This is a genomic window from Geobacter sulfurreducens PCA, from assembly GCF_000007985.2.
Lineage (GTDB): Bacteria > Desulfobacterota > Desulfuromonadia > Geobacterales > Geobacteraceae > Geobacter > Geobacter sulfurreducens.
On record NC_002939.5, the window covers coordinates 2,073,898 to 2,088,435 of the forward strand.

Annotated in this window: 14 protein-coding genes and 1 other annotated feature; of the genes, 3 read left to right on the forward strand and 11 right to left on the reverse strand. The window is 56.5% G+C overall.

All coding sequences use genetic code 11. The features are described 5' to 3' along the window. Positions 1–753, reverse strand: a complete 753-nt coding sequence (gene kdsB, locus GS_RS09540; RefSeq protein ID WP_010942541.1) for a 3-deoxy-manno-octulosonate cytidylyltransferase — start codon at positions 751–753, stop codon at positions 1–3. Between the two features lie 272 nt (positions 754–1,025). Here kdsB and GS_RS09545 point away from each other — a divergent pair, with 272 nt between their 5' ends. Further along, entirely contained in the window at positions 1,026–1,850 is an 825-nt protein-coding gene (locus GS_RS09545) for an MTA/SAH nucleosidase (protein WP_010942542.1), read from the forward strand. On the opposite strand, the gene GS_RS09550 is transcribed toward GS_RS09545, so the two are convergent. The 6 genes from GS_RS09550 to GS_RS09575 form a co-directional block, all read right to left on the reverse strand. Then, positions 1,808–2,680, reverse strand: a complete 873-nt coding sequence (locus GS_RS09550) for a carotenoid biosynthesis protein (RefSeq protein WP_010942543.1) — start codon at positions 2,678–2,680, stop codon at positions 1,808–1,810. The genes GS_RS09545 and GS_RS09550 overlap by 43 nt on opposite strands. Positions 2,681–2,763: 83 nt before the next feature. After that, positions 2,764–3,813, reverse strand: coding sequence for an MlaD family protein (locus GS_RS09555; RefSeq protein WP_010942544.1), 1,050 nt, complete (start codon positions 3,811–3,813; stop codon positions 2,764–2,766). 45 nt (positions 3,814–3,858) lie between these two features. After that, positions 3,859–4,632 carry an MlaE family ABC transporter permease gene (locus GS_RS09560; protein WP_010942545.1) on the reverse strand — a complete coding sequence of 258 codons (774 nt, stop codon included), beginning with the start codon at positions 4,630–4,632 and terminating at the stop codon, positions 3,859–3,861. Beyond that, the gene (locus tag GS_RS09565) at positions 4,632–6,155 is read right to left on the reverse strand and encodes a hypothetical protein (protein WP_010942546.1); all 1,524 of its coding nucleotides are present in this window, start codon (positions 6,153–6,155) and stop codon (positions 4,632–4,634) included. Before GS_RS09565 ends, GS_RS09560 begins: the two co-directional genes overlap by 1 nt. A gap of 155 nt (positions 6,156–6,310) precedes the next feature. Continuing rightward, entirely contained in the window at positions 6,311–6,838 is a 528-nt protein-coding gene (locus tag GS_RS09570) for a 3-isopropylmalate dehydratase small subunit (protein ID WP_010942547.1), read from the reverse strand. A gap of 30 nt (positions 6,839–6,868) precedes the next feature. Next, positions 6,869–8,152, reverse strand: coding sequence for a 3-isopropylmalate dehydratase large subunit (locus GS_RS09575; RefSeq protein WP_010942548.1), 1,284 nt, complete (start codon positions 8,150–8,152; stop codon positions 6,869–6,871). 163 nt (positions 8,153–8,315) lie between these two features. On the opposite strand from GS_RS09575, the gene GS_RS09580 reads away from it, so the two are divergent. Continuing rightward, a complete protein-coding gene (locus GS_RS09580) occupies positions 8,316–9,344 on the forward strand; it encodes a TIGR00730 family Rossman fold protein (protein WP_010942549.1) in 1,029 nt (342 codons plus the stop codon). A 220-nt stretch (positions 9,345–9,564) separates the two neighbouring features. Further along, positions 9,565–9,765, forward strand: coding sequence for a cold-shock protein (locus GS_RS09585; RefSeq protein WP_010942550.1), 201 nt, complete (start codon positions 9,565–9,567; stop codon positions 9,763–9,765). Between the two features lie 146 nt (positions 9,766–9,911). On the opposite strand, the gene GS_RS09590 is transcribed toward GS_RS09585, so the two are convergent. The 4 genes from GS_RS09590 to ilvC all read right to left on the reverse strand — a co-directional run bounded on the left by GS_RS09590 (position 9,912) and on the right by ilvC (position 14,526). Next, on the reverse strand, positions 9,912–11,450 hold the full coding sequence (locus tag GS_RS09590; RefSeq protein WP_010942551.1) for a 2-isopropylmalate synthase: 1,539 nt from the start codon (positions 11,448–11,450) through the stop codon (positions 9,912–9,914). Positions 11,451–11,557: 107 nt separating this feature from the next. Next, positions 11,558–11,839 (reverse strand) — a binding site (T-box leader). A gap of 119 nt (positions 11,840–11,958) precedes the next feature. After that, complete coding sequence (pssA, locus tag GS_RS09595) at positions 11,959–12,738, reverse strand: CDP-diacylglycerol--serine O-phosphatidyltransferase (protein ID WP_010942552.1); 780 nt, start codon at positions 12,736–12,738, stop codon at positions 11,959–11,961. Then, positions 12,735–13,391, reverse strand: a complete 657-nt coding sequence (locus GS_RS09600; protein WP_010942553.1) for a phosphatidylserine decarboxylase family protein — start codon at positions 13,389–13,391, stop codon at positions 12,735–12,737. Before GS_RS09600 ends, pssA begins: the two co-directional genes overlap by 4 nt. Positions 13,392–13,509: 118 nt before the next feature. Continuing rightward, positions 13,510–14,526 carry a ketol-acid reductoisomerase gene (gene ilvC / locus GS_RS09605; RefSeq protein WP_010942554.1) on the reverse strand — a complete coding sequence of 339 codons (1,017 nt, stop codon included), beginning with the start codon at positions 14,524–14,526 and terminating at the stop codon, positions 13,510–13,512. Between the last annotated feature and the right edge of the window lie 12 nt (positions 14,527–14,538).

Sequence of the window (14,538 nt, forward strand, 5' to 3'; positions counted from 1 at the left end):
TTATTTCAACTTTTCGAGAACCTTTTCCAGGTCGTTGGGGGTGTCGACGCCGATCGACTCGTGCGCTGTTTCAACCACCCTGATCCGGCAGCCGTTCTCCAGCGCCCGGAGCTGTTCGAGTTTTTCCGCCAACTCGAGGGCGGTGGGTGGCATTTTTGCGAACTCCATAAGGAAATCGCGTCGATAGACATAGAGCCCCACATGCTTGTAGCAGAGCAGCCGCCCCGATGCAAAGGACTCGTCTTTCAAGTCATTCCACTTGTCCCTGAAAAAAGGAAGCGGCGAACGGGAGAAGTAGAGCGCATACCCCTCCAGATCAGTCACAACCTTCACGACGTTGGGACTCAGAAAGTCGTGGAGCGTCCGGATGCGGCTCTTGAGGGTACCCATGCGAACGGCAGGATTCTCCGCAAGCGGAGCAATCGCCTCGTCGATCATGGCGGGCTCAATGAGCGGTTCATCACCCTGCACGTTCACGATGATCTCGGCCCCGATGCGCGAGGCCACCTCGGCGAGACGATCCGTTCCCGTCTCGTGGTCCCGGGAGGTCATTTCGACCCTGCCGCCGAAGCCGCGGACCGCCTGGGCGATCCGGTCATCATCCGTTGCCACGACAACCTCAGACACAAGACGTGCCCGGGCGGTACGCTCATACACATGCTGAACCATCGGCTTGCCCGCAATGTCGGCCAGAGCCTTGCCGGGAAAGCGGGTCGACGCGAAACGGGCGGGGATTATGGCGGTGATGTTCATACGAAGTCCCATTCACATACTGCACTCGCCCTGAACGGCATGCGCGAACGCCACGCACCCTGTGGGGGCGAAACGTGCAACTGGTTGAAATGACGTTACCGACGAGATTAACCGAGTGAAGGCAAGAGATGTACTGCAGAGTGCGTCCCTTCCGGCAGGTGGGACGTACTACGCTACCGCAAAGGCAGGGACGTGTCAAGGAGTGAAATGCGTTGCCCGGGGCGCATCAGCTCTGATAGAGTGCCGTCATCCCCCTCATGCGGAGACCGGTCATGCCCCCCACAACCATCGGCCTCATTGCTGCCATGCCGGACGAAACCCGCCCCCTGCTGCGTCGTTTGCGTGGGGCAACATTGCTTGCACAACAGCCCTTTCCCCTCTGGCGCGCACAGGTGGGTGATGCGGATATCTGGCTGGCCCAGTCGGGCATGGGGCCGAAGCGGGCAGAATCTGTTGCGGAACGGTTTGCCGAGGTAGCCTCACCCGATGTTATGGTTTCATTCGGATTCGGAGGCGGCGTGCTGCCGGGATTGTCGGTCGGCGACCTGGTAATGGGAACCTGGTGTCTGCACTATGACGGAAGGGATTTCACCCTTGTAGCCGGGATAGACGCCCCCCTCGCTTGCAGTGTCATGAAGGCCCTGGCACAGCGCACCTCCCTCGCGGTGACCGCCGGCACCGTCATCACCTCCGGGGCAATCCTCGCCAAACATCTTGTCGCGCCGCTTATTCCGGCCGCGGTAACATCACCGGTGCTTGACATGGAAACAGCCGCCGTGGCCAGCATTTCCGCGCAACGCGGTATCCCGCTCCTGGCACTGCGGGCCATTACCGACGATGCGGCAGAAGAGTTCGGCTTTTCACTGGACGAATTTACCGATGCCGAGCTGAATATCAAGCCGTACCGGGTCGTGACCACCTTGCTCCGAAAGCCTTGGATCATGCCGCAGCTCATAAGACTAGCGCGCTCGTCGAAGCGGGCCGGCGAACTGCTGGCCTCGGCCGTCATCGAACTCGTCGAGGTGCTGCCTGCCACAACCCGCTGTACCCCCTCCTACTCTTTTGCGCAGCGGCCCGAGACGGCGGACCAGGGATAATCCCGCAGATGTTCGGCCAGTTCCTCCTTCCGGTAGCGGTTGGTTCGGCGCACAATAGTAACAATCGCTATGGAGCCCGCCAGGACGTAGATGAGTATCCCGGTCAGTGCCATGAGGTGCTCACCGAGCCAAAGGGTCACTGCCAGATTGAAGACGAGCACCGACAGATAGAGAATCGGCCCGTAGAGTGAACGCAGGGGCGGATTGGCCACCCCTGCGGGCTTCCCGTCCTTTCCTTCGCACCACAGATCGATCCGCTGCAGGACAAACACCATGATCACGCTCACGACCCACCATCCCACGTAGTTCGAGATCGGAACACCAAAATGGATACCGGGCTCCCGGTATCCGTAAATCTGGCCCAGGAACCACCGATATCCCTGAAGGGCCACCGGATCAATAATAATGTCGAGAAAGACCTGAAACAGGGCGCCGAGAAAGAGAACGGCAAAGGATCCCCTGATGGACCGTGATTCGAGCGTCACGAGATCCCACCGCCACGCCTTGATCGGCGACACCACGAACAGGGCGGTGGCATAGCTGCAGTAAGCGAGAAACACGTAGGAAAGGGAGTCGAAAAATGGTACCCCGGCGATCCACAACTCCCGGTCGCGGGTCGTATCGATGTAGTAGTACCAGCCGTAGGGTATTCCCGTATTGATTGAACTGAACTCGGACGCGAAGGAAATCAGATAACCGGCCGCGGTGAACAGCAGGGTCTTGCGCCAGCCGAGGTGCGGCACCGCCGCCACCAGGTACGCTGCAAAAAAGGCAAATACGTAGGGCCGCATGGTCACGGTTCCCACCGCGATCCGTAGAACGTCTTCCATACATCCTCCTGACGAACAAACGCGGAGCCGCACCAGACGGCTCCGCGCACAAATAGTTACAGCATTGCTTCAGCTGTTACCTGTTAAAACAGCGTACCGACAACACTTCCAAGCACCGAAATCGGCCCCGAATCGGAGAGCCCGTCGGCTGCCTTGTCCAGTTTCTTCATGGCTGCGGCTGTATCACGGTAGAGCTTGTCGTCGTTCACCAGCTTGCCAAGGGTGCCCTGCCCTTCGTTGATTTTGCGCGCCACGTCACTGATGTTTTTGGATGCGTCACGCAGCTCGTTATAGAGAGCCTCGTCATGAACGAGTTTGCCGACGCTCCCCTCACCCTTGTTGATCTTGGCGGCGATTTCCTTGATATCTTTTGCGCCCGCGTTCAACTCAGCCAACGCTCCCTTAGCTTCGACATACAGAGCATCCTCGTTTACCAGCTTGCCCAGCGAACCCTCGCCACGCTCTATCTTCCCGGTGACGGTCTTAAGGCTCGTGGCAAGCTCATTGGTGTTTTGATAGAGGGCCTTGTCATTCAGCAGCATTGCAAGCGAGCCTTCGCCACGGTCCATCTTTGCGGTGATACTGTTGAGATTCTGGACCGCCCCCTTGAGGTTCCCCCTGTTCTCGTCGAGCATGGTCGAGATTTTTCCCAGGACCTCGTTCTGGTTGGTGTTCAGATCATTGAGGAACGTCCGCGCGTCCTTGGTCAGGTCGCTCACGTTGTCGACAATGATGTCGATATTGGCAATTTCCCGGCTCTTCACCTCAGAGCCCGGGGCAAGGATGTCGGCGGTCTGGGTACCAAAGGAAATCCCCAGAAACTGTCCCCCCAGAAGGTTCGTAAGCCGGATGGTCGCCACCGAGTCGGTTTTGATCCGGGTCCCGGGTTTGACCTCGAAACCGACCTTCACTCTGCCGTCCTCGATATCGATCCGGGTAATCTTCCCGACCTCAACGCCAGCCAGCCGAACAGGGTCTCCCACCTTGAGGCCGGTGGTGCTCGAAAGATAGGTCACATAGGGAAGGTTCTTCTCAAAGGGGTTCCACCGCTCGCCCAATTCGAGCATCACCCCCAGGACCACCAATCCGGCCATGAAGAAAAAACCCACCTTCTTTTCAGTCGACAACGCCATGAACTCTCCTCCCCATCACCCGACAGGCCGTACTACTCATCTTAGTTACATCAGAATCCTGGTGAGGAAATAATCGGCCACCAGAATCAACATGAACGACAAGACCACGGCCCGGGTCGTTGCCTGCGCGATGCCCCGGGCGCCACCGCTGGTCTTGAATCCCGTATAACAGGCAACGAGCGCGATAATCCCGCCGAAAACCGTTGCCTTCACCAGGCCAGCCCCCACCTCCTTCAGCTTGAGGGCCGTCTTGAGACTATCGTAATACGTCGAGTAGGAAATGAATATCTTCGGATGGAGATGGCTCATGATGGCCCCCCCCACAATCCCGACGGCATTGGCGAAGATGACCAGAGCCGGTACGCACACCAGGCAGGCTATAAGCCGCGGCATGGCCAGGTAGCGCACGGGGTTGATATCGAGGGTCTTGAGTGCATCGATCTCCTCATAGACCTTCATCACGCCTATCTCCGCCGCCATGGCCGAACCAACCCGGCCGGCAACGAGAAAGCTGGTCATGACCGGTCCCAGCTCGCGTACCATGGAAAGCCCCACGATACCGCCGATGATGTTCTGGGTTCCGTATTTCTGAAGTTCGACACCGGTCTGGAGCGCCAAGACCATCCCCACGAAAAAGGCCATGACCGACGCAATAGGCACAGTCTCATAACCAATGATCGCCATCTGGTTGAAAATGCTCGGCAGGTTCCGGGGAGCCTCCCGGAAAAACCATACCGTTCTGCCGAGCAGCATCAGCATTTCACCCAATACTTCGTGAAAGGACAGAACTTTCTTGCCAACTCGATCAAACATGCCCATCAGGGTTCACACCTCGCCTCGATACGAGTTTCGCCGGGAGGCGCCACTCCCCGTACCTCGTGGCTGTTTCCCGTCCATTCCAGGTCGAAGGGCAACCAGAACAGACGGAGCATCCTCTTGTCGCCAGACGAACGGTAACGCACGAAACCTTTCAGGATCGACACGTCGGAACCTTCGCCCTGGGTGCGGTACGCGAGAAGCGGAAAAACCTCATATGCCACGTCATTGCCCCTTTTCTCATGCCAGTAAAGGTTCCAGAGAAAGGAAACAGCCGAATCGCCGCCATCGTTCCACTTCTGGATATAGAGACGCCAGAGTGGCGCCCAGTTCTGCTCGATGCCCTCGCGTGGCGTCAGTGGCTCCAGCGGAGCTGGGAAGCTGAAACTCTTCACCCCCCGCTCGTTGCGGTGGAACGTGAACAGCGGCCAGAGTGCCGTAGTTCTTCGCTCCGCGCCATCAATCGGCCATCGTTCGATGCTGTCGGAGTAAAGGAAAAACAGAAGGCGGTCCCGATCGCGGCAGTAGGTGTCCGATGTGATCTCGTCATGATTGAACAATGGCCAGAGATACCACTGCTTAGCCGACTCCCTGGTCTGTTCGCGTGAATAAAACGGCAAAAAGCGATCGACTTCCCGCTTCTCCCCCCGGGCGGTCATGATCAAGGGCCACAGATAATAGCGTTCCTCCTGACCGGTCGCGTGATCGCTGGACCATCCGGTAAAGGGCCAGAGATACGAGCGCGACGATAGCCGGGGCGACTCCGTCGATGCGTAAAAGGGAAACATCGTGAGTCGCTCGGTCGGATTGTCCGTATCGAGACCGGTGCGCTCCTTGAGGTACAAGGGCCACAGCACGAACTGCTTATCATAGCGCCCTTCGCCGCTCGACCTGCCGTAGAGGGGCCAGAATTGCCAACCGGACTCTTCTTGTCCCTCGATGGTGGCAAAGAACGGATAGAGATAATGACGCGTCGTAGTCCCCTTTGCAACGGTTCGGCCGTACAGGGGAAAGAGCACGTAGTGTATCTCGTCCCGGAAAAGCCGATTGTACAGCGTTCCATAAAAGGGGAAAACCGACGTGTACGTGCCGTGCTCACTGGACTCCCCCCTGATATAGAGGGGGAAAAGCATGGAAGTGTCCTCGGTCTCGCCCGGTTCATCCCTGCGGAACTCATTTACCTGAAAAAGCTGGAGCACTTGGAGATTCCACTGCTCCGGCGAACTGGTAACCGAAGCAAGGGGATAGATGATGCTCGCTCCGACGCTATCGTTCCGTTCCACGGATGTGCGATACACCAGCGGACGAATGGCCGTGACCGCCTCATCCCCCTGACGCTGTATCTTGATCAGGGGCCCGAGGATCGACAGGTTGCTGAACTCCTCGGCCGGACTTTCCCGGTAGTCAATCAGAGGCCAAAAGGTGAATATCGTTCCTTCCCTTCCGTCGCCATCGGCGGCCCGGAGCGGCGATGCCGCAACTAGGGTTACCAGGGATGCCAGAAACAGGAGACGAAAGCACTTCACGTATAAACCGCCGTGTCAAAATAATGTATAGACAGCTTTAATACCCTTGGCAACCCGGGGAGTCAACAGAAAAGACCCCAACCCGCGCGAACAGAAAAAAAGCCCGCGTGCGGCGGGCTCTCGAAAAGCTTCAATCCGATGCAATGTAACGATGTTCAATACTTGCTGTCGGCGTAGTCAACCCAGCCACCGGCGAGAACAAGAGCCTTGTCAAAGGGTGATATATCGAAGGAGTGGGTTTCCGACGTTCCCCCCCCCGAGATTGTGAGCGTTTGTCCTGCAACATCAATGGAGATGGCCGCGTCGGCGCAGCCGGCATAGGTGAACAGCCCCTCGATCGTATCGGCGGAGAGTTCAATGGCAGCCATGCCGCAGTTGAACATGTTCTGACGGAAGATCCGGGCAAAGGACTCGGCAATCACAGCTGTAATGCCGTTCACCTCGAACACCCACGGCGCGTGTTCACGGGATGAGCCGCACCCGAAATTGGCCCGGGAGACAACGACACGCGCAGTCTTCGTCTTTTCCCCCTTGGGATCGAAACCAGGCAGTTTCAGATCTTCCAGGATATAGGGCTTGAGGTCTTCCTTGGTGATCTCGGTCAGATACTTGGCCGGGATAATCTCGTCGGTATTGATATCAGAGCGGTCGAGAAAGAGCACGGGGCCGCCAAACTGTTTCATCGGTCTGTCTCCTTGCTGGGAATATGGAAGCTACAGATACTTCCGGGGGTCGGCTATCTTACCCTCGATAGCGGTTGCAGCACTCGTTGCCGGAGACATGAGGTGGACCATCCCCCCCTTGCCCATCCGCCCCATGAAGTTACGGTTTGTGGTCGATGCGCAGACTTCTCCTTCGGCCAGGACGCCGTTGCTCATGCCGAGACAGGCGCCGCAGGTGGGATTGGTCACACAGAAGCCGGCTTCCATGAAGATATCGATCAGCCCCTCACGCATGGCATCCTGGTAGATCTTCGGCGTGGCGGGAGAGAGTATGCCGCGTACCGTGGGTGCGATCTTCTTTCCCTTGAGAATCCGTGCGGCAATGCGCAGATCCTCCAGCCGGCCGTTGGTGCAGGAGCCGAGATAAACCTGGTCCACGGGGGTACCGGCAATTTCAGAGACCGGCTTCACCTGGTCCGGCTTATAGCCAAATGTGACAATGGGTTCGAGACTCGACACATCAAAATCAAGCACCTGCTCGTAGACGGCGTCTTCGTCGGACCGCCACAGGCTGAATGCCGCAAGGGCGGCCTCCCGGGACTGGTACTCATCCTTGAGGAAGGGCCAGAGGTAATCGACCGTCACCATGTCAGGCATACAGATACCCGAGGTGCCACCCGCCTCGATGGCCATGTTGCACAGTGTCATCCGCGACTCCATGGTCATGGTGTCGACCACCGATCCGCGGAACTCCATTACCCGGTCGGTTGCCCCGTTCACACCAATCCTGCCGATGACATGGAGGATTACGTCCTTGGCATACACCCCTTCAGGCAGAGAGCCGTTCAGGTTGATGCGGATCGTTTTCGGCTCGCGGAAGGCGCAGACTCCCTTGAGAATGCCGACCTCGAGATCGGTGGTGCCGATGCCTGCCGCAAACGCGCCGAACGCTCCGTGAGTACAGGTATGCGAATCGCCCATGATCACCGTATAGCCGGGCCGGATGAACCCCTTCTCGGGGAACAGTGCATGACAAACGCCGTTAGCTCCGACGTCGAAAAAGTCCACGATGCCATGGCGCCGCGCCCAATCGCGCAACATCTTCGCCTGGGTGGCCGTCTTGGAGTCCTTGCTGGGGGTCACGTGATCAATGACCGCCTTGATCTTTGTCGGGTCGAAAACCCGATCCTTGCCGCGCGCCATCAGGTCGGCAATGGCGATGGGCGTGGTGATCTCGTGACACATCACCACATCGAGCCTCAGCACCTTGGTGCCGGCAAAGGGTTCATCAACCAGATGACTGGCAAAAATCTTTTCCGCAATAGTTTTCCCCATTTCGAACTATCCTCGCGTCTAACATGATGGAATGTGGTGCCAATGTAAACAAACGGGGTTTATAAATCAATGTAATATTTGTTCGACGCGGTTTAACATTTGCTTGCACCACAGCAGACATGCTAGGATACGCAAATTTTTCACGGGGAGACGTCTGCGAGACATGGAACTGAGCTTTACGCGCACCAATGGCGAAATCGACACACTCATTGACACACTGATGGAGAAGGCTGGAACCATCCATCACCCTACCCTGATACGTGAAATGATCATTTCCGCTCTCAAATCGGGCCAGGAAACAAGCTATCCCGCAGACCTCAAACTGCTCAACAACACCATGAAGGAGATGCGCTACACAACCAACGTGTTCGCCCCCTACCGCAATAGCCGGAAAGTGACCATCTTCGGCTCGGCCCGTACGGAGCCCCAGGAGCCGATTTATCAGACCTGCGTCCGCTTTAGCCGAAAACTTGCCGACAAGGGGTACATGATTATCACCGGCGGAGGCCCGGGTATCATGCAAGCCGGAAATGAAGGCGCCGGCAGCGACCGCTCCTTTGCCGTAAACATCCGCCTTCCCTTCGAACAGAAGCCCAACCCCGTGATGCTCCAGAATCCGCGACTCATAAATTACAAGTACTTCTTCAACCGGAAAGTCGCCTTTGTCAAGGAGTCGAACGCAATCGCCGTTTTCCCCGGCGGATTCGGCACGCTTGACGAAGCCATGGAAGTCTTCACCCTCATCCAGACGGGCAAGACCTCTCCCAAACCCCTTGTTCTTATCGACGACAGTGACGGTTACTGGGATCGCTGGTTCGATTTCGTCACCTCGTGCATCCTCGGCAAAGGGTTCATCTCTGCGGAGGATTTCTCCATTTTCACCATTACCCGCGACGAGGATGAGGCCATCAGGGTCATCGAAGAGTTCTACCACAACTACCACTCCCTCCGATTCTTCGAAGAGAGGCTCATCATCCGGCTCAACAAAGAACTAACTCGGGAACAGATCGATGAACTCGAAAATGAATTCCCCGAATTGCGCCTGCCGGGCACTCGCATAAGCTGCTGCCCCCCACTCCCCGAAGAGGCTGATGAGCCCGACCTGCTTAAACTGCCTCGCATCTCGCTTCAGTTCGACCATCAACACTACGGGCTCCTTATAGCTTTCATCAGAAAAATCAACATGTTTTAACACAAAGAATCCATCCATGAAACGGGGCAAAATTTTGTTGACAGGATGAATTGCCAGTGTTAGTGTGACAATGCAGCAAGTTTCGGAAGTTGTTGCAGCCCTTGAAAACTGAGCAAAGTCCCCTCGACTCTCGCGGTTTTCCTGCCTCAAAACTCCGGAAACTTAAGCAGCATCCCCACGAAGTCCGGCACAGATCCGGAGGCACAAAGGAGGTAGGACAATGGCTATCGGAAGAGTTAAGTGGTTCAACGACGCCAAGGGTTTTGGGTTCATCGAGCAGGACAATGGCGAGGATGTGTTCGTACATTTCTCCGCCATCCAGCAGGATGGTTTCAAGTCCCTCGCCGAGGGTGAGCAAGTTTCCTTCGACGTGGTGAATGGCCCCAAGGGGCTTCAGGCCGCCAACGTCAAGAAGGCCTAAACAAGGCCCTCATAGCTTAACCGACAAAAAGCCCGCTGGTTCATCCAGCGGGCTTTTTGTGTTTAATCGCGTTATAATACGCTGCACTTGACGGCGACCGCTGCTTACGTGCGTACGCCACGTAATACAGCGGTCGCATCTGTGGATTACAGGCTCTCGGGTGCCCGTTCTTTCCTGAAATGAAGACGGTTGAGGGCGTTAATATAGGCTTTTGCCGATGCCTCGATGATGTCGGTGGATGAACCGCGGCCGACCACCGTCTCATCACCGTCAACGAGGCGCACTGTCACTTCGCCCTGAGCATCGGTACCACCGGTAATGGAGCCTACATTGTACTGCTGGAGTCGGGCCTTGGTCTTGGTGAGCTTTTTGATGGCCTTGAGTGTGGCATCGACAGGACCATCCCCCAGCTCTGCAGTACGCACGGCGACCCCGTCGATCTCCATCTGCACTGTTGCTGTTGCCACCGCAAACGATCCGCAGGTCACCGTGATATGTGCCAACCGATACTTCTCGGAGGGGCGCATAACTTCGTCCGCCACGATGGCGTCCAGATCTTCGTCGAAAACCTCCTTCTTCATATCCGCAAGAGCCTTGAACCGCTCGAAGGCTTTATTCAGATCCTCGTCGCTCAACTCATAGCCCAGTTCGGTAAGGCGCTTTTTAAAAGCGTGACGACCAGAATGCTTGCCGAGAACCAGAACATTGGCCCGGAGCCCAACCGATTCCGGGGTCATAATTTCATAAGTGGACTTTTCCATCAGGACGCCGTGTTGATGAATGCCCGACTCGTGAGCAAAGGCATTGGCGCCGACAACAGCTTTGTTGGGCTGAACGCCAATGCCGGTGATGGTAGAAAGAAGTCTGCTGGCCGGCACAATCTGGTCCGTTGCCACGTTCGTCTTAAAGGGAAGGATATCGTGGCGAGTCCGGATTGCCATGACAAACTCTTCCAGGGAACAGTTGCCTGCACGCTCGCCAATACCGTTGATGGTGCACTCAACCTGGCCCGCGCCCGCCTGAACCGCGGCGATGGAGTTTGCAACCGCCAGACCGAGGTCGTTGTGGCAGTGGACGGATATGACCGCCTTCTCGATATTGGGAACGTTTTCCTTCAGATACTTAATGATATTGAAGTATTCAAAAGGAATGGTATAGCCCACCGTATCGGGGATATTCACGGTGGTCACCCCCGCATCAATGACTGCCTCTACCACCTCGGCCATGAATTTCAGGTTGGTTCGTACAGCGTCCTCGCAGGAAAACTCCACGTTGGGAGTGTACGACTTAGCCCTCTTCACCGCCTTTACCGCCGCATCCATTACCTGGGACGGGGACATCTTCAGCTTGTGCTTCATATGGATATCAGAGGTGGCAATAAAGGTATGGATACGCCCCTTCTCGCCAGCATACTTGAGAGCCTCCCAGGCCCTGTCTATATCCTTGTCGTTGGCGCGGCACAGACCCGCAATCTCAGGGCCCTTAATGGTCTGTGCAACCCGCATGACCGCTTCAAAGTCACCCTCAGACGCGATGGGAAAACCGGCTTCAATTACATCTACGTTCAGTTTTTGGAGCTGCTTGGCAACCCTGAGTTTTTCCTCGATGTTCATACTGTTGCCGGGAGACTGTTCTCCGTCACGCAGTGTTGTATCGAATATCTTGATAGTTTTCTGCTCTGCCATGGCATACCTCCTCATTGGTGTTAGATGTTTCATACCAGCTGCACCGGTGAATGCAACCGTCGCTTAGCCGGAAAACCGGCCGGATACTAAAAAAGCCTCCGCCCCAATAAAGGGGCGAAGGCTTGCGCTCGCGGTACCACCCTTTTTTCGTCCTCGCATGCGCCGATAAACGGCGACACAAGAACCTCATTTTCCCTTAACGCGGGATACGGCCCCAACTACCTGCGGATCGTCAATCGACAACGACCGATTTCGCGGGGGCGGCTCCGAGGCGAGTTCGTCCTTCCTTATACCGGTTTGCACCAAGCACCGGCTCTCTGGCGTCGGCATTTTCGCTGCTACCGACAAAGATAAGGGGTCGGACTACTACTCCTCTTCACGGCCTGTTTATTAATTGTTACGTGATAATAGAGAACGACTTCTCGACCTGTCAAGACATTTTCTTCATAATTATGATATGTTCCAAGATATCAAACATTGTTTTGATACCCAAAAACATCAAAACAGGTCAGTGGTCATCCTTGGCATGCCGATGATGGAGTGCTTTTTCCAAGCGGCGACGGCGCGGCAGGCTCATGAAAAATCCGATAATCCCTGAAAAAGTGTAACAGAAAAAGATAACGAAGAGCATGACGACCGGCTCAGCCGCAATGACGATCAAAAGCAACACGGCCAGCACCAGCATGGCGAAGGGTTGCCGCTTGATCAGCTCCGGATCTTTGAAGGAATAGTAGCGGAAGCTCGACACCATGAGAAACGCGAGGAGATAGATGAGTGCAAGTATCGCTACCTTTTTGTACGAACTTGGCCAACCGAAATGATAGAAAAGAAGCACCGTTGCTGAAACCATGCTCGCTGCGGCCGGAATGGGAAGGCCAACGAACCGCTTGTTCTCCACCGTATTGACCTGCACGTTGAAGCGGGCAAGACGCAAAGCGCCGCATACCACGAAGAGGAAGGCGGCAAGCCAGCCGAGCCGTCCGAAAGGCTGGAGCGCCCACTTGTACATGAGCAGACCGGGAGCAACCCCGAAGGCAACAACGTCGGCCAACGAATCGTACTCGACTCCGAACTTGCTTGAAGTGCCGGTAAGTCGTGCAACTTTTCCGTCGAGCCCGTCGAAAATGGAGGAAATGAGAACCCAGAGAGCAGCTGTTTTAAAATCGCCGTTCATGGTAGCGACCATGCCGTAGAAGCCCGCGAAAAGGCTCCCCGTGGTGAAGAGGTTGGGAAGGATATAAATACCCTTGCGCATACTCTCCGACATATCGATTTTTTCACCATTCATGGCAGAATCCCCAGGACGGTTTCACCGGCTACCGTCTTCTCGCCTAGAGCGACCTTGACCTCGGTAGTGGTCGGCAGATAGATATCGAGACGCGAACCGAACCGGATCAGACCATAACGCCCCCCCCTGGTGAGCCGGTCCCCCTTCCCTGCGTAGCAAACGATACGCCGGGCAATGAGACCCGCCACCTGCACGACAGCCAGTCGAAGGCCACGGGCCGTCTCAATGACCAGCCCCGCCTGCTCGTTCTCGAAGGTCGCGCGATCGTCGCGCACATCGAGAAATTTTCCCTTCACGTAGAAGGTGTCGAGCACCGTGCCACTCACCGGTGCACGGTTGATGTGGACGTTGAACACCGACATGAAGATGCTGATTTTCGTGGTTTCCACTCCCAGGTGCTCTTCGCGGGCAGGTCCGAGATAGATGACAACACCGTCTGCGGGTGCAACTACGGCATTCTCGTTGCCAGGGGTTATCCGTTCGGGATTGCGGAAGAAAAAGGCAACGAACAGCGTGACTGTCAGAAAGAAAGCCGTCCCCGCCCAGACAACGGGAGCATGCCAGGATACGGCGGCTAGGATGAGTGTCAGAACGCCGGCAATGGCGATAAAGGGATACCCCTCGACTGCTATGGGGGTGTTTTCATTCCGCATCAATGGACCTCGGGTTTAACACCGGATGCCACCCGTCAAACGGCAAATGAGGCCGGATGCGGCCGTGGAGCCTGAACTCCCGCCGTATCCGGCCTCACCGTGGGTGCAACCGAGTGTATCAGTTTTTGGATTTATCGACGATCTTGGACGAACCGATCCACGACATCATGGAGCGGAGCCGTGCGCCAACGTCCTCGATGGGGTGTTCCATCCCCTTGCGGCGCAGCGCGTTGAAGGTCGGCTTGTTGGCCTTGTTCTCCAGCATCCACTCCTTGGCGAACTGTCCACTCTGGATTTCCCAGAGGATCTGCTTCATTTCCTTCTTGGTCTCGTCGGTGATGACGCGGGGACCGCGGGTCAGGTCGCCGTACTCGGCAGTGTTGGAGATGGAATAGCGCATGTTGGCAATACCGCCCTCGTAGATCAGGTCCACGATGAGCTTGGTCTCGTGCAGGCACTCAAAGTAAGCCATCTCCGGAGAATAGCCCGCTTCCACCAGGGTTTCGAAGCCAGCCTGGATCAGGGCCGAAATGCCGCCGCACAGCACGGCCTGCTCACCGAACAGGTCGGTCTCGGTCTCTTCCTTGAAGGAGGTCTCGATGATGCCGGCGCGACCGCCGCCGATGGCGGAAGCATAGGCCAGAGCCACATCACGGGAGTTGCCGGACGGGTCGTGGTGAATGGCGATAAGGCAGGGAACCCCGCCTCCTCTCGTGTATTCGTGACGCACCAGGTGACCGGGTCCCTTGGGAGCAGCCATGATGACGTTGATGTCCGGGCGCGGAGTGATCTGACCGAAATGGATATTGAAACCGTGGCCGAAAGCCAGATAGGCCCCCTGCTTCAGATAGGGGCCGACTTCCTCGCGGTAGACGTCACCCTGAATCTCGTCCGGCAGGAGAATCATAACCACATCGGCACCCTTTACCGCATCCGCGGTGGGGAGAACCGTCAGACCAGCGCCGGTGGCCTTGGCCACGGAGGAAGAGTCGGCCTTGAGACCGACCACCACGTCGACACCCGAATCCTTCAGGTTATTGGCATGGGCGTGGCCCTGGGAGCCGTAGCCGATGACGGCTACCCTTTTCCCCTTGAGCACGCTCTGATTGCAGTCCTTGTCGTAATAAATCTTCATCACTTTCCTCCT